The organism is Nitrospirillum goiasense (assembly GCF_034427435.1).
GTDB lineage: Bacteria > Pseudomonadota > Alphaproteobacteria > Azospirillales > Azospirillaceae > Nitrospirillum.
Genome location: NZ_JAXQNP010000001.1, coordinates 380,191 through 407,163, shown reverse-complemented (window position 1 = coordinate 407,163; position 26,973 = coordinate 380,191). Strand labels below are relative to the sequence as shown.

The following is a 26,973-nucleotide window of genomic DNA, read 5'->3' as shown; positions in this document are numbered from 1 at the left end:
GGCGGCATTTGGCACCTCGGGGTGCCTTTGTCTCGCGCCCGCACCTGTTCCCATTTCCCGTCCGCCCAGGGGTGTGGGGCAGGGGTTTGGGGATGATGATGAAGCGTGAGAAGTCCACGAAGGCGCTGCTGGCCGGCTCTTCCCTGATGGTGGTCGGCTTAGTCCTGGCCACGCCCCGCCCCGCCCATGGGGGCGACGTCACCATCACGTCGTCCCGCAGCGGGCTAAGCAACTCCAGTATCGTCACCACCTATTCCATCGTGTCTGGCGTCACTGTAACCGCTGGTGGCGTCAGTACCGCCTTTGGCAACTTTTCAACGATCGGCACGTTCAGCAACAGCGGCACCCTGATCGCGAATACCGGTCTGTTCAACCAGGGCTTGATAAGCACGCTGACCAACAGCGGTAGTATCAGCGGAATCTCCAATAACAACACCAGCAGCAGCATTGGCTTCATCGTCAACAGCGGCACGATCGGCGGTGCGGCCAGCGACGCCATCCACAACGCCGGCTTTATTGGGACCATCATCAATTCCGGCCTGATTGAGGGCGCCAGCTATGCGCTGCTGAATTCATCATTCAATAATATTCCCGGCACCATCAATTCAATTGAGAACAGCGGGACCATCGCCGGCGACGTCCTTTACACCGGTCACAACACGCTGACGATATCCGGCGGGTCGGGTGCCACGGTGGGCACGCTGACCGGCTATGCCCTGACCACCCCGGGCACCATAACCCTAACCGGCGGTGGCCTGGTGTTCGCATCGGGCAATTTGCTGCTGAACGACAACATCACCGCCATCGGATACACCGTCAGCAACGCTGGCGCCGCCCTGACCTTGACCACGGTGGCCGGTGTCGCCGGCACCTACAGCCAGACGGCTGGCCAACTGGTGCTGGGTACGGCCGGCGCGCTGTCCGTCACCGGCGCCGCCAGCATCACCGGTGGCACCATCCTGGCTGGCCTGTCCAGCACCGGCAACTATCTGGCCGGCACCGTGGTGTCCACCCTGGTGCAGGCTAGCGGCGCGTCCGACTACGCCGGCGTGGCCGTCGGCGTCACGCTGGCGGTCGGCTCCTTGGCGGCCAGCGGCACCGTGAACGGCAACAATTTGTTGCTGATGGCCAACAGTGACTACGTCGGCGGCACGCTGGCCAGCATCGGCAACAGCGGCACCATCAGCGGCGTCGCGAGCGGCGTGTACATCGCCCTGACCGGCACGGTCGGCACCCTGACCAACAGCGGGACGATCAGCGGTAGTGCGCGCGGTCTCTATATGGCCTTTACGGGGTCGGGCAACGGCGGGTCCATCGGCACGATTAGCAACATAGGTACGTTCTACGGCGGCACCACGGGCGTTTATTTGGGGGATGGGGGGAATACCGGCAGCCTCATCAACAGCGGCTTGATCAGGGGCGGCAAGCAAGGCCTCGATGATTTTGGTTCAATCGGCACCATCGTCAACAACGTCACTGGCACCATCGTCGGCGACAACAATACCGGGGTGTGGGTCCAGGACATCGCCCAGCTCACTAATAATGGACTGATCAGCGGGAAGAGCGCAGGACTCGTCCTCGATGGTTCCGTGGGCCAGATCAGCAATACCGGCACCATCATCAGCCACGGCACCGCCAGCGGAACCACGGCGGCTATTTACATCCTCTCCGGGTCGGTGGGAACCTTAAGCAACAGGGGCCTCATCAGCGACGGTGCCAACGCGATCGCGAACTACAGCACCCTGGGAACCCTGATCAATCTGGCCGGCGGCACCATCAGCGGTCCCAACGCGCTGACCCTGACCGGCGCCATCGTCAACGGGTTCAGCAACAGCGGGCTGGTCGCCGGCGACATCCTCAACCACAGCGCCAACGTCCTGTCCATCAGCGGCGGCACCGGCGCCACCATCGGCACGCTGACCGGCTACACCGTCACCAACATGGGCAGCATCGTCAGCACGCTGTCCAACCTGGCGTTCACCGGCGGCAATCTGCTGCTGAACGACAACATCAACGCCGCCGGCCATACCGTGGTGAACAGTGGCGCGTCGCTGGCGCTCAACTCCATCGTCAGCATCACCGGCGCCTACAGCCAGACGGGTGGTACCCTGGTGATCGGCCCCACCCAGGGGGGCTTGATCGTCAGCGGCGGCGCCACCCTGTCCGGCGGCACGGTGCTGTCCACCTTCTCCAGCCTTGGCAACTACCTGGCAGGCGTTTCCACCCTGGTCGGCGGGTCCAGCCTGTCGCTGGCCGGCGCCACCGTTTCCATCGGCACCCTGACCAGCCTTACCAGCGCCACCAGCACGGTCGGCAACAATCTGCTGCTGACCGTCGGCAACGACTACATCGGCGGCACGCTGGCCAGCCTCAGCAACAGCAGCACGATCAGCGCTGCGAAGACCGCCATTTATCTGGCCGGCACCGGATCGGTGGGAAGCTTAAGCAACAGCGGCACGCTATCCGGGAACACCAGGGGCATCTTTCTGAACAGCGGCGCCCAGGTCGGCACCATCACCAACCAGGGCCGTATCGTGGCCGTCGCGGGGGCGGGTGCTGCCGGCGGCATCGCCAACGGCGGCGGTACCATCGCCAGCATCGTCAACACCGGCACGATCACCAGCGGCGCCAGCAGCGGCATTGGGAACAACCTGAATAGCGCCTCTATCGGCCAGATCACCAACAGCGGGCTGATCAGCGGCAATACCGGGGGTATTTACAGCCAAGGCACCATCGGAACGATCACCAACAGCGGTCGGATCGTCGGGACGCAGGTGGGCATTTCCATCAATGGCGGCACGGTCGGTGTCATCAACAACAGCGGTACCATCAGCGGCCCCACCGCCCTGCTGGTGGCATCCGGCGCCACGCTGGGCCCTGTGACCAACAGCGGCCTCATCGCCGGCAACATTCTCAACGACAGCGCCTCTGCGCTGACCATCACCGGCGGGGCGTCCGGTACCATCGGCACCCTGACCGGCCAGTCCGGCATGGGCACCATCCTCAACACCTCGGCGAACCTGGTGTTCGCGTCGGGCAATCTGCTGCTGAACGACAGCATCAACGCCACCGGCCATACCGTGGTGAACAGTGGCGCGTCGCTGGCGCTCAACTCCATCGTCAGAATCACCGGCGCCTACAGCCAGACGGGTGGTACCCTGGTGATCGGCCCCACCCAGGAGGGCTTGATCGTCAGCGGCGGCGCCACCCTGTCCGGCGGCACGGTGCTGTCCACCTTCTCCAGCCTCGGCAACTACCTGGCAGGCGTTTCCACCCTGGTCGGCGGGTCCAGCCTGTCGCTGGCCGGCGCCACCGTTTCCATCGGCACCCTGACCAGCCTTACCAGCGCCACCAGCACGGTCGGCAACAATCTGCTGCTGACCGTCGGCAACGACTACATCGGCGGCACGCTGGCCACGCTGCACAACGTCAGCAGCATCACCGCCCCGTCCGCCACCGCCTTGTATGTCGCCAGCACGGGCGGCATCGGCACGCTGACCAACGACGGCACGCTTTCGAGCGGCCAATTCAGGGGCGTCAACAATCAGGGCAGTATCGGCACGCTGATCAACAACAGTGTTGTCAGGAGCTCTACCAGCAAAGCCGCCATTCAGAACCAGGGCACCCTTGGCCTGCTGACCAACAGTGGCACCATCAGTTCCAGAACCTTCGCGATCTTCAACGGCGGTACCATTGCCACGCTGAACAACGGCGGTTCCATCTCAGCCAATGCCGGCGTTTGGAACACGGGCACCATCGGCGCGCTGTTGAACGGTGGCCGGATGTATGGCTCGACCGCGGGCGGCGTTTTCAACCGGGGGCTGATCGGCAGCCTGAGCAATAGCGGTATTCTGTCCGGAAGCAACACTGGCCTTACTAGCTCGGGCAGCATCGGCACGCTGATCAACAGCGGCACTATTGCCGCAAACTACGTCGCCGCTCTTTCCAATACAGGCACCATCGGCCAGCTGACCAATGCCGGCACCATCACCAATAGAATCACCGCGATACAGAACTATGGCGGCGTCATCAGCGTCTTGAGCAACAGCGGCCTGATCGCCGGCAGCGCCGCCATCAGTGGCGGATATATCGGGACCCTGAACAACAGCGGCACCATCCTGGGTAACTTCACCCCCGCTTTTGGCCTCAACAGCTTTTCCATTGCCACCATACAGGGCGGCAGCGGTGCGACGGTCGGCACCTTTAGCGGATATACCCCCGGCACGCAGGGCTTCATCAGCCTGACGGGCGACACCACCCTGGTCGGCGGCAACCTGCTGTTGAATGACAGCATCGGCGCCAGCAGCCACACGGTTTTCAACACCGGCGCCAACCTGACGCTGTCCACCATCGTCAGCATCACCGGCAACTACGTCCAGTCCGCCAGCGGCACCCTGAATCTGGGTACCGCCGGGCAGTTGCAGGTCTTGGGTGGCGGCAATGCCACCATTGCCGGCATGGTGACGGCCGCCACGTCGGACACGGCCAATTACCTGGTGGACACGGCCATCACCCTGGTCGGCGCGGCCAATGGCGCCGACTACAGCGGCGCCACCGTCAACATCAGCAATACCATTGCCGGTGTGACGGACGTGGGGAGCAGCGTCAGCGGCAACAACCTGCTGCTGACGGTGACAAACGACTACATCGGCGGCACGCTGGGCAGCCTGATCAACACCACCAATTTCAATTCCGCCCAATTGCCGATTTACATCGCCGCCCATGGCAGCGTCGGCAGCCTGTCGAACAGCGCATTGTTGGCTGGCATGACCACGGCGCTGTACGTTGGCGGCACCATCGGCACCCTGACCAACACTGGTTCGGGTACCCTCATGGCCGGTCAGCGGGCCATGAGGATCGTGGCGGGTGGGTATGTTGGCACGCTGGTTAACCAGGGGGGCATCCTCAGCGGTGGCGGGACGACCGCCTTGGCCTTCAGCGGCGTGACAGGCACGTCGGCGGCTCTCGGCACCCTCAGCAACAGCGGCACCATCAACGGCCTCATCGGCGTCCGGATAGGCACCAGCCCAAGTTTCGGGAGCAACGATGTCACGATCGGTAGGATCGACAACAGCGGCGCGATCCAGGGCGTTCAGGGCCCGGCCATCCTGCTGTTCGGCGATGGCATCAGCAACGCGACCCTGGGGACCCTCAACAACACCGGCATGATCAGCGGCCAGTCCGGCATCGGCAACCGGGGCGGCACCATTGGCCTGATCATCAACAGCGGCACGATCACGGGTGCGAGCTTCGCCCTGTACAATGCCGGTAGCATCGGGTCGATCATCAACAGTGGCGTCATCGCCGGCCTTATCCAGAACGACGACGTTACCGGACTAACCATCGCCGGCGGCAGCGGCGGCACCATCGGTACCCTGACCGGCCAGTCCGGCATGGGCACCATCGTCAATACCCTGGCGAACCTGCTGTTCTCGTCGGGCAATCTGTTGCTGAACGACAGCATCACCGTCACCGGCCATACCGTGGTGAACAGCGGCGCGTCGCTGGCGCTCGACACCATCGTCAGCATCACCGGCGCGTTCAGCCAGGGCGCGTCCGGCACCTTGAGTCTGGGCACGGGCGCCGAACTGGTGGTCAGTGACGCCGCCACCGTGGCGGGCACCGTGCTGGCCGGCCTTTCCCAGGGCGCCAACTACACCGTGGGCGGCACCACCCTGGTGGCCGGCGGGGGTGGGTCCACCTACACCGCCGTCCTGGGCGACACCATCACCGGCCTGGCGGCCAGCGTCGCGGGCAGCGGCACCAACCTGCTGCTGACCATCACCAACGATTACATCGGCGGGACGCTGGGCAGCCTGGGCAACAGCGGCAGCATCGGCGCGGGCGCGGTGGGCGCGTATATCGCCACCTCCGGCAGCCTGGGCACCTTCACCAACGATGGCACCGTCAGCGCCGCCACGATCGCCGTCAGCATCGCGACCGGCGGTTATCTCGGCACCCTTATCAACAGGGCCGGTGCCACGCTGATTGGCCAGGGCGCCCCGTGGTCGGCGGCGGGCTTCTCCAACTACGGGACGCTGGGGACGCTTAGCAACGCGGGCTATATCTCAGGTGCGTCGGTTGGCGTGAGCAACGGCGGCACCATCGGCCTGGTAAACAACAGCGGCATCATCACCGGCGGCAGCGTCGGTTACTACGGCCAGGGCACCACCGGCATCCTGGTCAACAGCGGCACCATCACGGGCAGCACGCGCGCCATCGCCGTGGGCGGCACCATCCTGACCCTGATCAACAGCGGCACCATCAACGGCACCGCCAGCGCCCTGGTCATCGACGGGGTCCTGGGCGCGCTGGTGGACAGTGGCCTGATCCAGGGCACGGTGAACAACCGCAGCGGCACCGTCCTGACCATCAGCGGCGGCACCGGGGCCACCATCGGCACCCTGACCGGACTGGCCGGCAGCCTGGGCAGGCTCATCAGCAATGCTGACGTGGCCTTCATTGGCGGCAACCTGCTGCTGAACGACAGCATCGTCGCCACTGGCCACACGGTGGTGAACAGCGGCGCCAGCCTGGCGCTCACCACCGTCGTCAGCATCACCGGTGCCTATAGCCAGGGCGCGTCCGGCACCTTGAGTTTGGGCGGCAATGGCGAATTGGTGGTCAGCGATGGCGCGACCATCGCCGGCACGGTCCTGGCTGGCTTGTCCTCGGCCGGCAACTACACGGCGGGCGCGGCCACCCTGGTGGCCGGCGGGGCGGGGTCCAGCTACGCCGCCGCCGTCCTGGGCGGCACGGTCGCCGGCTTGGTGGCCAGCATCGCGGCGGATGGCGCCAACAACCTGCTGTTGACCATCGGCAACGATTACATTGGCGGCACGCTGGGCAGCCTGGACAACAGCGATGTCATCCAGGCCCAGAAGGCCCTGTTTGTGGCGGGGACGCTGGGCAGTTTCAGCAACACCGGCGCATTGACCGGCGGCGTTGGGGGCGGGGGCGTCTATGTCACGGGCGGCATCGGGACGCTGTTCAATGACACCTCGGGCGTCATCACCGGTTCGTCCAATGGCGTCCATGTCGAGGCGTCCGGCACCATCGGGACCCTGACCAACAGCGGCAACCTTGGGGCCGGTTTTGGCGGCGCCGTTGCCAACCTGGGCACCATCGGGTTGCTGGAGAACACCGGCACGGGAACGATCACGGGCGGCAGCGCCGTTCAGAACCTTTCTAGCGGCACCATCGGGACGCTGAGCAACAGCGGGCTCATCGCCAGCAGTTACTTCGCCGTGCGCAATGGCGGTAGCATCGGCCTGCTGAGCAACAGCGGCACCATCCAGGGCCGCAACGTCGCCTTCCTCTTGGACTATGGCGGCGTCGTCGCCACGCTGATCAACAGCGGTGTCATGCTCGGCACGTCGGGCAGCGGCAGTTCGGGTGTTTATCTCGCCGGCAGTGTGGGAACGCTGATCAACAGTGGCCTGATCCAGGCGGACAGGGCGCTGAATGACTATGGCACGCTGGGGGGACTGGCCAACAGCGGCACCATCGCCGGCAGCATATTTGTGGCCGGCAGCGTCCTGACCATCACCGGCGGCAGCGGGGGCACGGTCGGAACACTGACGGGGCGTGACCTGACCAGCCAGGGCCAACTGACCGGCACGAATGGCCTGGTGTTCGCCAATGGCAACCTGTTGCTGAATGACGCTGTCGACGTCACCGGCAATACCCTGGCCAACACCGGCGCCAGCCTGACGCTGTCCACCGTCGTCGCCGTTACCGGCGCGTTCAGCCAGGGCGCCTCCGGCACCTTGAGCCTGGGACAAAGCGGCGAACTGGTGGCGAGCGGCGTCGCCACCGTCGGGGGCACGGTGCTGGCCGGCCTGTCCGCCGATGCCAACTACACCGTGAGTGGCCGCACGTTGGTGGCCGGTTCCAGCGGTTCCAGCTACACCGTGACGCTGGGCGATGGGGCGGTTGCCGGCCTGGCCGCCAGCGCCGTGGGCAGCGGCAACAACCTGCTGCTGGCCATCGGCAACGACTATGTCGGCGGCACGCTGGGCAGCTTGGCCAACACCGGCACCATCAACGGTGTGCAGGCTGGCCTGTATGTCGCCGCCAGCGGCAGCCTGGGCACCTTCGTCAACAGCGGTGTGCTGAATGGCGATCAGGTGGGCGAGGGCGTTTTCAACGCGGGCACCATCGGGTCGCTGAGCAACAGCGGCAGCATCACCGGGATGTCCTATGGCTTCCTGAACACGATCGGCGGTGTCATCGGCACGCTGGACAACAGCGGCACCATCAGCGCGTTTTTGAACCTGCGCAACTATGGGTCCATCGGCACGCTGAACAACAGCGGTGGCATTCTCAGCAACAACAGCGGCCTGGGCAACAATACCGGCGGCAGCATCGGCACGCTGATCAACAGCGGCAGCATCACCGGCTTCTTCGCCATCTTCAACAGCGGTGGCATCGGCAGCCTCGATAACAGTGGCACCATCCAAGGCAGCAACGTCGCCATAAACGCCGCTGGCAGCATCGGCACGCTGGCCAACAGCGGCACCATCAGCGGCAACTGGGCTATCGCGGCCAGCGGCACGATCGGCCAGATCGCCAACAGTGGGCTTATCCAGGGAAGTAACTACGCGCTGAATCTGAGCGGCACCCTGGGCACGCTGATCAACAGCGGGATCATCGCCGGCTCGATCATCAACAGTTCCGGCCGTGTCCTGACCATCCTTGGTGGCACCGGCGCGACCATCGGCACGCTGACGGGCGGTGACCTGACCAGCCAAGGAATGCTGACGTCCAATGCCGACGTGGTCCTGGCCAGCGGCAATCTGCTGCTGAATGACACCGTGGATGTCACCGGCCATACCTTGGCCAACACGGGCGCCAGCCTCACGCTGTCCACTGTCGTCGCCGTCACCGGCGCGTTCAGCCAGGGCGCCTCCGGCACCTTGAGCCTGGGGCAAAGCGGCGAACTGGTGGTGAGCGACGTCGCCACCGTCGGGGGCACGGTGCTGGCCGGCCTGTCCGCCGGCGGCAACTACACCGCGGGCGGCCGCACCTTGGTGGCCGGCTCCAGCGGTTCCAGCTACACCGCGACGCTGGGCGATGCGATTGCTGGCCTGGCCGCTAGTGCGGTGGGCAGCGGCAATAACCTGCTGCTGACCATCGGCAACGACTACGTCGGCGGTACGCTGGGCAGCCTGGCCAACACCGGCAGCATCGGGGGCGTCACCTATGGCCTGTATGTGGCCAGCGCGGGCAGCCTGGGAAGCTTTAACAACAGCGGAACCCTGAGGGGGGGCAATTCCGGCGGTGGCGTCTACGTCACAGGCATGATCGGGACGCTGGTCAATGATACCTCGGGCGTCATCACCGGTTCGTCCAACGGCGTCCATGTCGAGGCGTCCGGCACCATCGGCACCCTGACCAACAGCGGCAGCCTTGGGGCCGGTTTTGGCGGCGCCGTTGCCAACCTGGGCACCATCGGGTTGCTGGCCAACACGGGCACGGGAACGATCACGGGCGGCAGCGCCGTTCAGAACCTTTCTAGCGGCACCATCGGGACGCTGAGCAACAGCGGGCTCATCGCCAGCAGTTACTTCGCCGTGCGCAATGGCGGCAGCATCGGCCTGCTGAGCAACAGCGGCACCATCCAGGGCCGCAACGTCGCCTTCCTCTTGGACTATGGCGGCGCCGTCGCCACGCTGACCAACAGCGGTGTCATGCTCGGCACGTCGGGCAGCGGCAGTTCGGGTGTTTATCTCGCCGGCAGTGTGGGAACGCTGATCAACAGTGGCCTGATCCAGGCGGACAGGGCGCTGAATGACTATGGCACGCTGGGGGCGCTGGCCAACAGCGGCACCATCGCCGGCAGCATATTCGTGGGCAGCGGCAGCGTCCTGACCATCACCGGCGGCACCGGGGGCACGGTCGGAACACTGACGGGGCGCGACCTGACCAGTCAGGGTCAGCTGACCGGCACGGATGGCCTGGTGTTCGCCAGTGGCAACCTGCTGTTGAACGACAGCGTGGACGTCACCGGCAATACCCTGGCCAACCTGGGCGCCAGCCTGACGCTGGCCACCATCGTCACGGTCACGGGCGCCTACAGCCAGAGCGCCGGCACCCTGCAATTGGCCAGCGGGGCGCAACTGTCGGTCACGGGCGCCGCGCTGCTGTCCGGCGGCACGATAGTGACGCCTCAGTCGGCCACGGCCAATTATCTGGCTACGCAGGCCGCGACCACGGTGGTCGTGGGCGGTGGCGGCTCTGACTACACCGGCGTGATCCTCTCCGCCGGGGCCGTTCCGGGCTTGGCGCTGGCCGGTTCCTCCAGCGGCAACAATCTGCTGGCCGCCTATGCCAACGACTACGTCGGCACCCTGCTGAGCAGCGCCGGCAACAGCGGCACCATCACCGCGCAGACCGCTCTGTACGTCGGCGCCACCGGCAGCCTGGGGTCCTTCACCAACAGCGGCACGCTGGCGGGCGGTGGCAACGCCACGGGGTATGGCGTTTTCGACGCGGGCACCATCGGCACCCTGGTCAACAGCGGGACCATCCGTGGGGGCAGCGGCGCCCTGGTCATCGGGGCTTCCGCCCAGCTTGGCACCCTGGTCAACAGCGGCGTCATCGCCGGTGCCATCACCAACAACTCGACACGCGATCTCAGCATCCTGGGCGGCACCGGCGGCAGCGTGGGCACGCTGACCGGCCTGACCGGCATGGGCGGCATCACCAACACCCTGTCCAACGTGGTGTTCGCCTCCGGCGCCGTGCTGCTGAACGACAGCATCAACGCCGGCAGCCAGACGGTGATCAACAGCGGCGCCACCCTGGTGGTGGGCAGCGTGGTCGGCATCACTGGCAATTACCGCCAGTCGGGCGGCACCCTGACCCTGAACGACCCCCGCGTCAGCGCGCTGTCGATCTCTGGTGCCGCCACCCTTACCAACCACGCCAACGTCCGCGTGGTCCTGGACCCCACCTCCAACTTCACGGTGGGTCAGCAGTTGACGCTGGTCCAGGGCGGCCTGGGGTCCGATTACACCAGCAACGGCGGCTTCTCATGGACGCCGGCGGGGCTGACGCAGGGCGCGGCCCTGTCCACCACCATCGTCAGCTGGGCCACGCCATCCCTGACCCAGCGGGTCGACCTGGCGCTGGTCAGCTCCAACGACTACATCGGCACCGTCCTCGCGTCGATCGGCAATGCCGGCAGCATCGGCTTCAACACCGGCGTTTATGTCAACACGCTGGGCAGCCTGGGCACGCTCAGCAACACCGGCACCATCGGCGCCACGATGGGCATCGTCAACCTGGGCACCATCGGCTCCATCCAGAACGACGGCACCATCGCCAGCGACCAAACGGCCGTGAGCGGTACGGGCGTCTACGGCACCCTGACCAACACCGGCACCATCAATGCCGGCGTGATGGCCGTTTCCGTGGCCAACCGCATGGACGCGTTGGTGAACACGGGCCTGCTGTCGTCGCAGTCTCAGGCCCAAGGCGTGGTGCAGATCGACGGCACCCTGGGCACGCTGTCCAACAGCGGCCGCTTGATGTCCGAAAGCACGCAAGCCGTCATCAATATCGGCAGTGCCGGCAGCCTGGGCACACTGGTCAACAGCGGCACCATCGCCGGCGACATCAACAACCAAAGCACCCATGCCCTGGTCCTCCAGGGGGGCACGGGCACCACGGTTGGTACCTTCACCGGCATGGAGGGCATGGTCGGCACCCTCAACAACACCGGTGCCGACATCACCCTGGCCTCGGGCAACCTGCTGCTGAACGACAGGGTTGTCGTCACCGGTCATACGCTGGTGAACAGCGGCGCATCCCTGGGGCTGAACACGCCCATGACCGTCGTCGGCAACTACAGCCAGGCCGCCGGCGGCCTGACGGTCACCCCGGGCAGCGGCCGGCTGGTGGTGACCGGTGCGGCCAGCCTGACCGGCGGTTCCGTCGTCACCAACCTGTCCAGCACCGGGAACTATCTGGCCGGGTCCGTCATCGGCACCCTGGTGACCGGCAATGGCAGTTCCGACTACACCGGTGTCCAGGCGATGGCGGGCGGCGGCCTGCCCCTCAGCCTGCAGACGGGAACGGTCAGTGGCGGCGGCACCATCAGCCTGCGGGCCACGGCCATCAGCGACTATGTCGGCGGCACCCTGGCCACGCTGACCAACTCGGGCAGCCTGGGCGCCGGCGTTCCCATCTATGTCGCGTCCAGTGGCCGCGTCGGCACCTTGGTCAACAGCGGCACCCTGAGCGGCGGCAACCCGCTGGACAACGAGGGGGTCATCGACACGCTCCTCAACGCGGGTCCTGGCACTATCGCCGGCAATTTCCTGGGCGTGGTCAACAACGGCACCATCGGCAACCTGAACAATGTCGGTCTCATCAGCTCGACCAGCCTGCCGGCCCTGACGAACTATGGCAGCATCGCCAATCTCACCAACTTCGGCACCATCCAGCACGGCATCAGCAGCAGCGGTGTCATCAGCTTCCTGACCAACAGCGCCCTGATCCAGGGCGGGATCAGCGACAGCGGCCGCATCGGCACGCTGGCCAACACCGGCACCATCACCGGCGGCGGGGGCGTGCAGGTCAGCGGCACGCTGGTCCTGCTCAGCAACAGCGGGCAGCTGTCCGGCGGTTCCACCGCCCTGTCCATCGGCAGCGGGGGCACGCTCGGCACCCTGTTCAACAACGGCACGGTGCTGGGCAACATCGTCAACGCCGGCAGCCGGCCGCTGACCATCATCGGTGGCACCAACACCGGGCTGTCGGGCCTGCTGACGGGGGCCACGCTCACCAACGTGGGCACCATCACCAACACCGGCGCCAACCTGGTGTTCGCCGGCGGCTACCTGTCGCTGAACGACGATATCACCGTCGGCAGCCAGACGGTGGTCAACAGCGGCGCCGTGCTCAGCTTGACCTCGCCCATCAGCATCGCCGGCAATTACAGCCAGACGGACGGCGGCATCGTCTTGACGCCGGGTACCGGCCTGCTGTCGGTCAGCGGCGCCGCCAGCATCAGCGGCGGCGGCGTGGTGGCCCTGCTGGACGACCATGCCAACTATATCGTCAACACCATCGCCGGCACCCTGGTGCAGGGCGGTGCGGGGTCCGATTACACCGGCGTCACCGTCGCCTCCACCATCGGCAATCTGGTCCTGGCCGGCGCCACGGCGACCATCGGCGGCGCTGTCGACCTGCTGCTGAACCCGCTCAGCGACTATATCGGCGGCACCCTGGCCACGCTGAACAACAGCGGCACCATCAGCGGCGTCACCATTCCCATCAGGGTCGCCAGCAGCGGCAGCATCGGCACGTTGACCAACAGCGCCCTGCTGTCGGGCTCGCTCTACGGCATTCTGAACCAGGGCACCATCGGCCAGCTTGAGAACACCGGCACGGCCACCGGCAGCATCGGCCTTTATAATCTGGGCAGCATCGGCACGGTGCTGAACACCGGCGCCCTGGTGGACGCCCCCGCGCCGCTGGCTGCGGGGGTGAACAATGGCGGCACCATCGCCGCCCTGGTCAACCAGGGCATCATCAGCGGCACCCATTACGGCATCTACAATTCCCGCACCATCGGCGCGCTGTCCAACAGCGGCACGATCAGCGGCCGTACCGCCCTGTTCAATCGCAGCACCGGAACCCTGGGCACCATCAGCAACAGCGGGCTGATCGCGGGCAACATCGTCAACCAGGCGGCACAGGACCTGGTCTTCACCGGGGGCACGGGCGGTACGGTCGGCACCTTGGCCGGCACCACCCAGGGCACCCTGGGCACCCTCAGCAACACGGCCGGCAACGTCGTGTTCGCCTCCGGCGCGTTGGCCCTGAACGACGTCGTCACCGTCACCGGCCATACCCTGGTGAACAGCGGGGCCGCGCTGACCTTGGGCACGGTCATCGGCGTCACCGGCGCCTACAGCCAAAGCGCGGGCACGCTGGTGCTGGGTGCCGGCGCGCAGCTGGCGGTCAGCGGTGTCGCCAGCATCAGCGGCGGCACCGTCCTGGCCAACCTGTCCGACACCGGCATCTATCTCGCCGGCGCCGGCGCCACGCTGGTCACGGGAACCACCGGTTCCGGCTACGCCGGCGCCACGGTTATCACCACCGGCGCCATCGGTCTCACCAGCGCCAGCGCCGTCAGCGGCAGCAACCTGGTGCTGGGCTTCGCCAACGACTATGTCGGCGCCGGCATGGTCACCCTGGCCAATACCATCAGCGTCAGCGGTGTGACCCATGCCCTGCATGTCGCGGCGGGGGGCAGCATCGGCACCCTGCTCAACAGTGGCACGCTCAGCGGCAGCGCCGCGGCCCTCTATATCGCCGGCACCGTGGGCCAGGTGGCCAACACCGGCCTGATCCAGGGCGATATCGCCAACGCCGGCGGCACGCTGACCATCACCGGCGGCGGCTTCGGCACTGTGGGCACCCTGACCGGCCTGTCCGCCGGGACCGGCCAGGGCACCATCACCACCAGCGGCGACCTGGTGTTCGCGTCGGGCAACCTGCTGCTGAACGACAGCATCAATGCCGGGTCCAACACGGTGCTGAACGCTGGCGCCAGCCTGACGCTGCCCAGCATCGTGACCATTGCCGGCGCCTATCGCCAGACGAACGGCACCCTGGCGCTGAACGCCGCCACCAGCCCGCTGTCCGTCAGCGGGGCGGCCAGCATCATCGGCGGCACGGTCGTGGGCAGCCTGGACGCCGGCGGCAATTACACGGTGGGGTCGGCCGCCTACACCCTGGTCCAGGGCGGCGCCGGGTCCAGCTATGCCGGCGCCACGGTCACCAGTGGGGTGACGGGCCTGATTGGCGGCGGCGCCACCGCCGGCCAGAACCTGCTGATGACCATCGCCAACGACTATGTCGGCGGCACGCTGTCCAGCCTCAGCAACAGCGGCGTCATCAGTGCGGCCACCGGCGTGTTCGTGGCCGGCACGGGCAGCGTCGGCACCCTGTCCAACCACGGCACGCTCAACGGCACCTGGGGCGTCAAGAACCTGGGCGGCGTGGGTACGCTGCTCAACACCGCGCTGATCAGCGTGGCTGGCACCGGTGTCATCAACAACGGCACCATCGGCCTGTTGTCCAACAGCGGCACGCTGCTGGCGGATGGCACCAATGGCATCGCCAACCAGCAGGGCAGCATTGGCACGCTGGTCAACACCGGCCGCCTGATCAGTACGCAGATCAACGCCGGGTCGGGCACGGCCGCGGCGGTGCTGAACCAGGGCACCATCGGCGTGCTGTCCAACAGCGGTTTGATCAGCGGACCCGTCGCCCTGGCCAACAGCGGCACCATCGGCTTGGTCATCAACAGCGGCACCATCGCCGGCGATATCCAGAATGACGGCGTCACCCCCCTGACCATCACCGGCGGCGGCGCCGGCACGGTGGGTACCCTCACCGGGTATGCCGGCGTCGGCACCTTGACCAGCTCCGGCGCCGACGTGGTGCTCGGGGGCGGCAACCTGCTGCTGAACGACCAGGTGGATGTGGGCACCGGCACGCTGGTCAACAGCGGCGCCTCGGTCCGGATCGACACGGTGGTCAGCGTCACCGGCAATTACAGCCAGGCTGCGGGCACGCTGGCCGTGGCTTACGGCGGTGGCCAACTGGCGGTGAGTGGCGCCGCCAGCCTGACCGGCGGCACGGTCGTGCTCGCCGGCCTTTCCAGCACCGCCAACATCATGGCCGGCACCGGCGCCACCGTGGTGGCCGGCAGCATAGGCTCCACCTTCACCGGACTCTCTTACACCTCGGGCGTCACGGGCCTGGAGGTGACGGGCAGCGCCGGCGGCGACAGCCTCTACCTGGCCGTCGCCAATGACTACATCGGGGGCGCCCAGGGCACCTTGCTCAACAGCGGCAGCCTGATCGCGGGCAACGCCGTGTACGTGGCCGCCACCGGCAGTGTCGGCACCTTGTCCAACACCGGCACCGTGCAGGGCGGCATCGCGGCGGTCAACAACCTGGGGACCATCGGTACCCTGCAGAACCAGGGGCTGCTCGCCGGCGCCACGGCCGTCTACAACGCGGCCGGCGCCACCCTGGGCACGCTGGCCAACAGCGGCACCATCAGCGGCAACATCGTGAACCTGTCGGCGCGGGATCTGGTGCTGACGGGCGGCATCGCCGCCGCCGGCACCCTGACGGGCGGCAGCATCAACAACACCGCGTCCAACCTGGTGTTCGCCGGGGGACAATTGCTGCTGGCCGACGCCATCGACGTCGGCAGCCATACCGTCGTCAACAGCGGCGCCTCGCTGCGCCTCGACACCGTGGTCGGCATCACCGGCGCCTATTCCCAGGCGGCTGGCACGCTGGCCCTGGGGACGCTGGGTGAACTGGCGGTCAGCGGTGCCGCCAGCATCAGCGGCGGCCTGGTCCAGGTCAGCCTGTCCAGCGCCGCCAACTACCTGGCCAACGGCCTGACCACGCTGGTGGCCGGCGGTGCCGGTTCCAGCTATGCCGGCGCCACCATCACGGCGGCGGGCACCATCGATGGCCTGGGCCTGGCCACCACCATCCTGGGTGACAACCTGGTGCTGGCCATCGCCAACGACTACATCGGCGGCACCCTCGCGACCCTCACCAACAGCGGCCTGCTGACGGCTCGCACGGCGGTGTATATCGCGAGCACCGGCAGCCTGGGCACGCTGGCCAACAGCGGCGTCATCCAGGGCGACATCGTCAACGCCTCGGCCAACGCGCTCACCATCGTTGGTGGCGCCGGCACCCTGGCCGGAACGCTGATCGGGGCTGGCGGCAGCATCGGCACCATCACCAGCGCGGGCGCCGGCATCGTCTTCGCTGGCGGCACTACCCGCCTGGACGACGGGATCAATGTCTCCAACGGCACCGTCCTGAACATCGGTGGCGGCACCGTGCAGGTGGGCACCCTCATCACCATCGCCGGCAACTACAACCAGGGCACCCTTGGCAACAGCGGGACGCTCAGCATTGGCGCCGGTGGCGGGCTGGTCGTCACCGGCACCGCCAACGTCACCGCCGGTGGCATCCAGGTCGGCGGTTACAGCGTCACCGGCAACTACCTCGCGGGCGGCCTGTCCACCCTGATCAGTGGCGGGGCGGGCTCCAGCTACGCGCCCGCCCTGGTCGGCGCCGGGATCACCGGCCTTGAGCTGGGCGGCAGCGTCCTCGGCAACGCCCTGGTGGCCACCATCGGCAACGACTATGTCGGCGGCACCTTGGCCACGCTGACCAGCACCGGCAGCATCGGCGGCGGTTCGGCCCTTTATGTGGCGGCCAGCGGCAGCCTCGGCACCCTGGGCAACAGCGGCGCCCTGGCCGGTGCCGTCGCCGGCGTGGCCAACGCCGGCACCATCGGCACGCTGGTCAACAGCGGGCTGCTGACCGGTGGCCAGGCGGCGCTGGTCAACAGCGGCAGCCTGGGCCTGGTGGTGAACAGCGGCATCGTGGCGGGCAGCGTCACGAACCTGAGCGGCCAGGAGCTCACCCTGGTCGGCGGTTCCGGCAGCCTGGTCGGCACCTTCACCGGGCTGACGGGCACGGTGGGCACGATCAGCAGCACGCTGGGCAATGTGACCCTGGCGTCCGGCAACCTGCTGCTGAACGACATGGTCAATGTCGGCACCACCGGCGGCGTGCTGTCCAACGCTGGCGCGTCGGTGCAGCTGAACACCATCATCAGCGTGACGGGCAATTACAGCCAGAACGCGGGCACCCTGGTGCTGGCCAGCGGCGCCCAGCTGGCGGTCAGTGGGGTGGCCAGCATCACCGGCGGCACGGTGGTGACCACTCTGTCCAGCGCGGCCAACTACATCGCGGGCCAGGCGGGCAGCACCCTGGTGACGGGCGGCGTCGGGTCGAACTACACCGGCGTCAACGTTGCCGCCGGCACCATCTTCGGCCTGGCCGTGGGCGGCGCCACCAGCGGCACCAACCTGGTGGTCATGGCGCAGAACGATTACATCGGCGGCAGCCTGGCCAGCCTGGGCAACACCGGTAGCATCGGCGGCGTGCTCTACGCGGCCTATGTCACCTTCAATGGCACCGTGGGCACGCTGAACAACAGCGGCACCCTGGCCGGCGTGGGGGTCAGCACCACGGCGGCGGGCGTGCGCAACGCCGGCAGCATCGGCACGCTGTCCAACAGCGGCGTCATCCGTGTCAGCGGCGCGCATTTCAGCGACGCCCTGTACAACACCGGCACCATCGGCACGCTGCTGAACGCCGGCGGCACCATCGCCGCCACCGTCAGCGGCGCCGGGGTGGAGAACACCGGGCTGATCGGCACCCTGGGCAACAGCGGCACCATCATCGCCGCCAGCTATGGCCTGGAGAACATCGGCACCATCGCCACGTTGAACAACAGCGGCGTGCTCAGCGGCAACACCGCCATCAACAACGCCGGCACCATCGGCACCCTGGTCAACAGCGGCCGCATCGGCAGCAACCTCGGCCTCTACCAGCACGGCGCCGTCATCAGCACCGTGGTGAACAGTGGCGTGCTGGGCGGTAACGGCGGCGTCTTCGCCAGTTCCAACATCGACACCTTCATCAACAGCGGAACGCTGCTGGGCACCCTCAACGGCACCGGCGCCCTGATGCTGTCGGGCACGGCCACCATCGGCACGCTGGTCAACAGCGGCGTCATCAACGGCACCATCACCAACAACGGCGGCGGCGACCTCACCATCGGCGGCGGCAGTGGCGGCACGGTGGGCACGCTGACCGGCGGCCTGATCAGCAGCACGTCGCACAATGTGGTGTTCAGCGGCGGCGCCCTGGCGCTGGGCGATGCCATCGACGTTGGCACCAACATGGTGTCCAACACCGGCGCCACGCTGGCCTTGGCCAGCGCGATCAGCATCACGGGCAATTACAGCCAGTCGGCCGGCACACTGGCGGTCACCCCCGGCACCGGGCAACTGGTGGTCAGCGGGGTCGCCAGCATCAGCGGCGGTCAGGTCAGCATCAACCTGTCCAGCACGGGCAACTACCTGGCGGGCGGCAACTATACCCTGGTGCAGGGCGCCGACGGCTCCAGCTATGCCGGCGCGGGCTTAAGCGTCACCAGTGTCGCCGGCCTCAGCACCGGCACGTCCATTGCCACCATCGGTGGCAACGTCGACCTGCTGCTGGCCGTCAACAACGACTATGTCGGCGGCACGCTGGCCTCGCTCAGCAACACCGGCACCATCAACGCCGACAACGCGATCTATGTCGCCAGCGGCGGCTCGGTCGGCACCGTCAGCAACAGCGGTGTGCTGAACGGCAGCACCGTGCTGGTCAACCAGGGGCACATCGGCACGCTGGTGAACACCGGCACCATCGCCGGCACCATCAACAACGCCGGCGGCAGCCCGCTGACCATCGTCGGTGGGACGGGCGGCACGGTCGGCACCCTGACCGGCCAATCCGGCGCCGTCGGCGTCCTGGCCAGCAACGCCGACGTCGTCCTGGCCTCGGGCAGCCTGCTGCTGAACGACCAGGTCGTCGTGGGTGGCAACACCCTGTCCAACACGGGCGCCTCGGTGCGCCTGGGCACGCTGATCAGCGTCACCGGCCAGTACAGCCAGACGGCCGGCACCCTGGATGTCGGAACGGGCCGCCTGGCGGTCAGCGGGTCGGCCAGCATCACCGGCGGCACGGTGGTGGCCACCCTGTCCGGCACCGCCAACTATCTGGCGGGGCAGATCAGCGCCACCACCCTGGTGGCGGGTGGCGTCGGCTCCAACTACACCGGCGCCAGCGTGGCGGCCGGTGGCGTGACCGGCCTGGCCGTGACCGGCACCACCAGCGGCACCAACCTGGTCGTCGCCGGGCTGAACGACTACATCGGCGCCACGCTGGGCACCCTCAACAACACCGGGACCATCAGCGCCAGCAACGCCGTCTACGTGGCGGCGACGGGCAGCCTGGGCAGCCTCACCAACAGCGGCACGCTGCAGGGCGCGACGGCGGCGTTGAACAACCTGGGCACCATCGGCTCCATCCTAAACGGCACAGTCGGCTCCCTGGGGGTCATGACGGGCGGCGTGGGCGTGGCCAACACGGGCGGCATCGGCACGCTGGTCAGCTACGGTGCCATCACCGGCACCACCGGGGCGGCCATCGACAACCAGGGGACCATCCTGGCGCTGGGCAACGCCGGCGCCATGACGGGCGCCACCAGCGGCGTGAACAACGCCGGGGCGGTCGGCCTGTTCGTCAATATCGGCCAGGTCTCCGGCAGCATCGGCATCGACAACAGCGGCGTCATGGGCACAGTGTTCGCCCAGGCCGGCACCATCGCCGGCAGCGCCATCGGCATCCGCAACACGGGCACCATCGCCCTACTGGCCAACTCCGGCCTGCTGTCGGGGGCCACGGCCCTGTACAACGGCGCCGGCGCCACCCTGGGCCTGCTGGCCAACAGCGGCACCATCAGCGGCAACATCGTCAACCTGTCGGCGGCCAACCTGGTCATCGGCGGTGCCGGCGGCACCCTGACCGGCGGCACCATCACCAACACCGCCAGCGACGTCTTGTTCTCCGGCGGCAGCCAGGTGCTGGCCGACGCGATGAATGTCGGCAGCCACACGGTGGTCAACAGCGGCGCCACCCTGAGCCTGGCCAACACCCTGGTCATCACCGGCAACTACAGCCAGGCCAGCGGCACGCTGGCCCTGGGCACCCTCTCGGCCACGGTCAGCGGGGTGGCCAGCATCAGCGGCGGCGTGGTCAGCACCACCCTCGACACCCTGGGCAACTACGTCGTGGGCGCCTCCACCGGTGTCATCCTGGTGCAGGGCGGGGCGGGCTCCAGCTACACCGGCGTCACCGTCGCCTCCGGCATCACTGGCCTGACCATCGGCACCGGCGTCACCACCATCGGGTTCACCGTCGACCTGGTGCTGGCGGCGGTGAACGACTATGTCGGCGGCAGCCTGGGCACCCTGAACAACACCGGCACCGTCGCCGGCGTGGTGACGGCGGCCTACATCGCCACTGGTGGCAGCCTGGGCACCCTGGCCAACAGCGGTTTGCTGAATGGCGCCCAGTACGGCATCCGCAACCGCGGCACGGTGGGCCTGGTCAGCAACAGCGGCACGGCCACGGGCCTGATCGGCCTGTACAACCAGGGCACCATCGGCACGGTGGTCAACACCGGCGCCCTGCTGGACGCCCCGGCGCCGGCGGCCGCCGGCCTGAACAACGCCGGCAGCATCGGTGCCGTGGCCAACAGCGGCACCATCAGCGGTGCGGCCTATGGCTTGTTCAACAGCGGCAGCATTGGGGCGTTCAGCAACAGCGGCACCATCGCCGGCGTCACCGCCCTGTACAACCAGGGCAGCATCGGCACCATCGCCAACAGCGGCGTCATCGCCGGCAACGTGGTCAACAGCGGCGCCAACGCCCTGGTCTTCACCGGCGGCAGCGGCACGGTGGTCGGCACCCTGACCGGCCAGACCGGCATCGGCACCCTCACCAGCACCGGTGCCAACGTCACGCTGGCCAGCGGCAATCTGCTGCTGAACGACCAGGTCAATGTCGGCACGGGCACGCTGGTCAACAGCGGCGCCAACGTGCTGCTGACCAACGTTATCAGCGTGACGGGCAACTACAGCCAGTCGGCCGGCACCCTGGCCATGGGCATTGGCAGCGGCACGGCGGGTGAGCTGCTGGTAAGCGGCGACGCCGCCTTCACCGGCGGCACCGTGGCGGTCACGGCGCTGTCGGGCAGCAACCTCATCGCCGGCCAGAGCTACACCATCGCCGAGGTGGGCGGCGCCCTGAGCACCAGCGGCCTGACCGCCGCCGCCAGCGGCTTCAGCGCCACCCTGGGCTCAGGATCCAACGGTGCCGCCACCGACCTGCTGCTGACCCTGCTCAGCGACTATGTCGGCGGCACCCTGGGCACGCTCAGCAACACCGGCACCATCAACGCCGCCACGGCGGTGCTGATCACCAGCGCCGGCAGCCTGGGCACCCTGGCCAACAGCGGCGCGATCATCGGCAACGTGGTCAACGCCAGCGCCCATGACCTGGTGATCGTGGGCGGCAGCAACGGCACGGTGGGCAGCTTCTCGGGCGGCACCATCCGCAACAGCCTGAGCAACCTGGCCTTCGCGGCGGGGGCCATCAGCCTGGCCGACGCCATCGACGCCACCGGCCACACCGTCAGCAACAGCGGCGCCAGCCTGACCCTGGCCAGCGACGTCAGCATCACCGGCGCCTACAGCCAGACGGCCGGCATCCTGGCCGTGGCCGGCCATGTCCTGAGCGTCAGCGGGGCGGCACAGGTGACGGGCGGCGTGGTCAACGCCGGCCTGGCGGGCACGGCCAACTACCTGGTGGGTGACAGCGTCACCCTGATCCGGGGCGGCAACGGCTCGACCTACACCGGGTCCACGGTGGTCAGCGGCCTGACCGGCCTGGACGCCACGGGTGCCACCAGCGGCAGCAACCTGCTGGCCGTGGCCGGTAACGACTACATCGGCGCCAGCCTGGCCAGCCTCGCCGTCACCGGCACGCTCGTTAACACGGCGGGCGGCGCCACGGCGCTGTACATCGCCAGCACGGGCACCCTGGGCAGCCTGGCCAACAGCGGCACCATCAGCGGCAACGTGGTCAACCAGTCGGCGCGGGATCTGACGATTACCGGTGGCAGCGGCACGGTGGTGGGCAGCTTCAGCGGCGGCACCATCCGCAACACCGGCGCCAACGTGGTGTTCGCCTCGGGTGCGGTCGCCCTGGGCGACCAGATCGACGTGGGCGGCACGCACACGGTCAGCAACATCGGGGCGGCCCTGGCCCTGACCACGGATGTGGGTGTCAACGGCACCTACGCCCAGAGCGCGGGCAGCCTGGCCGTGGGCGGCCATGTGCTGACGGTCAGCGGCCCGGCGCTGGTCAGCGGCGGCACGGTCAATGCCGGGATCGGCGGCGCCGGCAACTATTTTGTGGGCGACAGCGTGACCCTGATCCAGGGTGGGGCGGGGTCGACCTACACCGGCGCCACCGTGACCAGCGGCCTGACGGGCCTGGACGCCACCGGGGCCACCAGCGGCACCAGCCTGCTGGCGGTCGCGGGCAACGACTACATCGGCGCCAGCCTGAACACGCTGAACGTTACCGGCACGCTGGCCAACACCGCCGGCGGCGCCACGGCGCTGTACATCGCCTCCACCGGCACCCTGGGCAGCCTGGCCAACAGCGGTGTCCTCATCGGCAACGTGGTCAACCAGTCGGCACGGGATCTGACGATTACCGGTGGCAACGGCACGGTAGGCCGCTTCACCGGCGGCACCATCACCAACACCGCCAGCAACGTGGTGTTCGCCAGCGGCGCCATCAGCCTGGGCGATGCCCTCAATGTGGCGACGCACACGGTCAGCAACGCCGGCGCCAGCCTGACCCTGGCCAGCAATGTCGGCATCACGGGCAACTTCGCCCAGAGCGGCGGCACGCTGGCCACGGGCGGCCATGTCCTGACCGTCAGCAATGCTGCCAATGTGACGGGCGGCGTGGTCGACGCCGGCCTGACGGGCACCGCCAACTATCTGGTGGGCGACAGCGTCACCCTGATCCAGGGCGGCACCGGCTCCACCTACACCGGCGCCACGGTCACCAGCGGCATCACCGGCCTGTCGGCCACCGCGCTGACCAGCGGCAGCAACCTGCTGGCGGCGGCGGGCAACGACTACATCGGCGGCAGCCTGGCCAGCCTGGCGGTCACCGGCACGCTGGCCAACACCACCGGCGGCGCCACGGCGCTGTACATCGCCTCGACCGGCACGCTGGGCGCCTTGGCCAACAGCGGCACCATCAGCGGCAATGTGGTGAACCTCAGCGCCAACGACCTGGTGGTCACGGGCGCTGCCACGACCACGGCGCCGGGCGTGTTCACCGGCGGCACCATCGACAACCGCCTGTCCAACCTGCGCTTCACCAGCGGCGCGGTGCGGCTGGCCGACGCGGTCAACGTGAGCGGCCACAGCGTGGTCAACAGCGGGGCCACCCTGCTGGTGACCAGCGCTGTGAACATCACCGGCGGCTACAGCCAGACGGCCGGCGGCCTGGTGATCGGGGCCACGTCGCAGACCAGCTACGGCAACCTGGTGATCAGCGGCGGCGCCAGCCTGACGGGCGGGTCGGTGACGCTGCAGGGGGCGGGCGGCAACGCCCTGCAGGCCGGCACCTACACCATCGCGGCGGCGGGCAACGGGCTGAGCCTCAGCGGGGTCAGCTTCAGCGCCACCGGCTACACCGTGACCAGCGACGTGGTGACGGTGGGGAGCAACACGGACCTGGTGGTGAAGGTGGCGGGCACCGCCACCAACTACACGGCGGTGGGCACCGCCCAGGGTGGTGCCGCGGTGGGCACGGGCTCGGCCCTGGACCAGATCGCGGCGCTGGCCAGCAGCAGCATCACCACCAACGCCCAGGTGGCGGCCTTCCAGCAGCAGGTGCTGGCGCCCTTGGCCACCCTGACGCCGGCGGCCAAGCAGGTGGCGGTGGCGCAGCTGTCGCCCAGCCAGCTGACGCCGCAGCTGACGGCGACCTCGGTCACGCCCACCACCACGGCCATCAGCCAGCACCAGGAGACGGTGGCCAGCCTGATGGACGGCAGCGAGAAGGGTGCCGCCGCCGGCTCCAACGGGCGCGAGGGCGTGATCTGGGGCGAGGTCGTGGGCGCCGGCGTGCTGCGCGGCACGACGACGGAGGCCGCGGGCTACCGCGCCAGCAGCTCCGGCGTGGTGCTGGGCGCCGACTGGTTCGCCAGCGACGAGGTCATGGCCGGCCTGGCCTTCAGCTGGATCAACAGCGCCTCGGTCGGCCAGGGCGTCATGTCCGGCAGCACCACCCGCGTGGGCAGCTACCAGCTGACCGCCTACAGCGTCTGGCGTCCGGACTTCGCCGACCAGAAGCTGTCGGTCGAGGGCCAGGTGGGCTTCGGCTACAACCACTTCGACCAGCGCCGCGTTATCCAGTTCCTGGGCGCCCGCGCCAACGCCAACTACGGTGGCGAGCAGTACCTGGGCAAGGTCACCGTCGGCTATGACCTGCCGTCGGCGGCGGACTTCACCCTGACGCCGCAGGTGAGCGTGCGGGCCGTGCGGCTGACCAACCATGGTTATCAGGAGCGGGACGCCGGGGCGGCCAACATGGCGGTGGACTCCCTGGTGACCAACGCCATCACCCAGGAAGTGGGGATGAAGGTGGACACCCGCTTCGACACGGGCATCGGCCGACTGTTGCCGGACCTGCGGGTGTTCTGGGTGCACGACTACCTGAACGGTCCCATCGCCACCACGGGCGCGCTGGCGGGCGTCAGCTTCGCCAGCACCACCGGCCGCCCGCAGGCGGACGGACTGGGCCTGGCGCTGGGCGCCACCCTGGAGAAGTCGGACGGCTTCAAGCTGCGGCTGGAGTACAACGGCGAGCTTCGCCGCGATTACCAGAGCCACGGCGGCATGCTGCGCGCCAGCTGGGACTTCTGACCCGGCGCCCCCACGAAGCCACGATGAACCAAGCGCCCATAAAACCAAGGGCCGGCACCGTCGCGAAACGGTGCCGGCCTGGTGCCGCGTTCATAAGGCCAATTCCGACGTCTGTACCGAGCAGAGCAGGTCCAGACCACTGGCGATGAAATCGGCCAGCGGGTGCCAATCGTTGTGATACTGGGCCTGCCGTAACCTGATCAGGAACCCGCCGTGGGAAATCTTGGAAAGGGCGTAGAGCGGGACGTAAAGAGGGGGCAACTGCGGATTGCCAATCAGCAGGTTGAACAAGACCCGCGATGTCCGGCCATTCCCATTCTGGAAAGGATGCAGGTTGCAGATGGCGTTCATGGCCACGGTGGCGGTGAACGACCGGCTACGGCCCAGGTTCGCCGCGACGAAATCGTCCATGGCCCGCAGGCGTTCAGGAATATGAGCCACACCGGGGAACAGCACCTGATAGCCCCCGAGGTCCTTCCTGGAATGGCAAGGCCCGTCGCGGTAGGTCGTCCGCAACCTCAGCGCCTCCCGGATCCCGGTTACGCCGGAGGCAAAGGATTGGTCCGCCGTGCCACCACCCGGCCACAGGCGGGTCAAGGCATTGATTTCCTGATCAATCCGGGAAGCTTCATAGTGATCGGCGTTGAGAGCCGTGAAATGTTCCGAAAGCTTGTGGCGCAAGTGGGTCGCATCGGCGTTGTGCAGGCGGTCGCGAAGAAGCGGGTCCCGCGCCTGCATCAGCAGGCGTGCGCGCCCCTTGGCCGAGATGCCGTCCAGACGCCGGTCCAGGGCGATGTAGGCCTGCCGGCATTCCTGGGGCAGGGCATCGAAATAGGGTATAGGCATCAGCGGGACATGGAACAGGCGTGATGGCGGCTGGGTTTGACCCAATGCTCCCCTCCTCCCCCGTGGTTTCGATCAAAATGCAAAGAATGGCGGCGCCATTGATGACGAGCGCCGCCATCCAGTTGGTTTACTTGCCGGAGGGTGAACAGCCGGTATTGTCGAAGAATGCCGTCTGAACCGTTTCCCGCGGTGTGGCCTTGTAGGCCATCACCTCGGAAAGATCAGGCAGGAGGATATGCTCAGGCGCCGCATCGCCGGCCTTCGGCAGGCTTTCATTGAACGCCAGGTCGGCGTTGGCGGCGAAGTAATGCAATTCCCCCAGGGGCCTTGTGCCCCCATCGGGATCCGGGGGATGCCAACCCGGCGCCGTTACGTCGGTGGTGGATATAAGGTTGATGTAACGGGCCGTTCCGGCATCGAAGAGGAACCAATAGGTCTTGCCCGTCGAATTGGAGCGCACGAAAAAGGCCAGCGTACTTTGCCAGTTTTCGTGGTGGCCGACATCCCGGAAGCCCGCGATGAACTGCGGGTTCCCGTGCAGTTGATAGGTTGCGCGATCTATGGTGCAGGGGCTCTTGGCGGCGGCTATGGCGGGCGTCAACCCGATCGCCGCGGCACAAAGCCAAGCTTTGACTCGATAGAGCAT

The 26,973-nt window shown here is 67.6% G+C and carries 3 protein-coding genes; 1 reads left to right on the top strand and 2 read right to left on the bottom strand.

Annotated features, from left to right (window positions below; genetic code table 11):
- The first annotated feature begins 92 nt into the window (after window positions 1–92).
- On the top strand, window positions 93–25,481 hold the full coding sequence (locus ULB03_RS01570; RefSeq protein ID WP_322481567.1) for a hypothetical protein: 25,389 nt from the start codon (window positions 93–95) through the stop codon (window positions 25,479–25,481).
- A 90-nt stretch (window positions 25,482–25,571) separates the two neighbouring features.
- Here ULB03_RS01570 and ULB03_RS01565 read toward each other — a convergent pair whose 3' ends face one another.
- Window positions 25,572–26,372, bottom strand: a complete 801-nt coding sequence (locus tag ULB03_RS01565) for a Fic family protein (RefSeq protein ID WP_322481566.1) — start codon at window positions 26,370–26,372, stop codon at window positions 25,572–25,574.
- Between the two features lie 82 nt (window positions 26,373–26,454).
- A complete protein-coding gene (locus ULB03_RS01560; protein WP_322481565.1) occupies window positions 26,455–26,973 on the bottom strand; it encodes a hypothetical protein in 519 nt (172 codons plus the stop codon).

Bases quoted from the DNA above. Each gene is read 5' to 3' on its own strand.
- ULB03_RS01570 (WP_322481567.1), top strand. From the start codon at position 93: ATGATGATGAAGCGTGAGAAGTCCACGAAGGCGCTGCTGGCCGGCTCT.
- ULB03_RS01560 (WP_322481565.1), bottom strand. From the start codon at position 26,973: ATGCTCTATCGAGTCAAAGCTTGGCTTTGTGCCGCGGCGATCGGGTTG.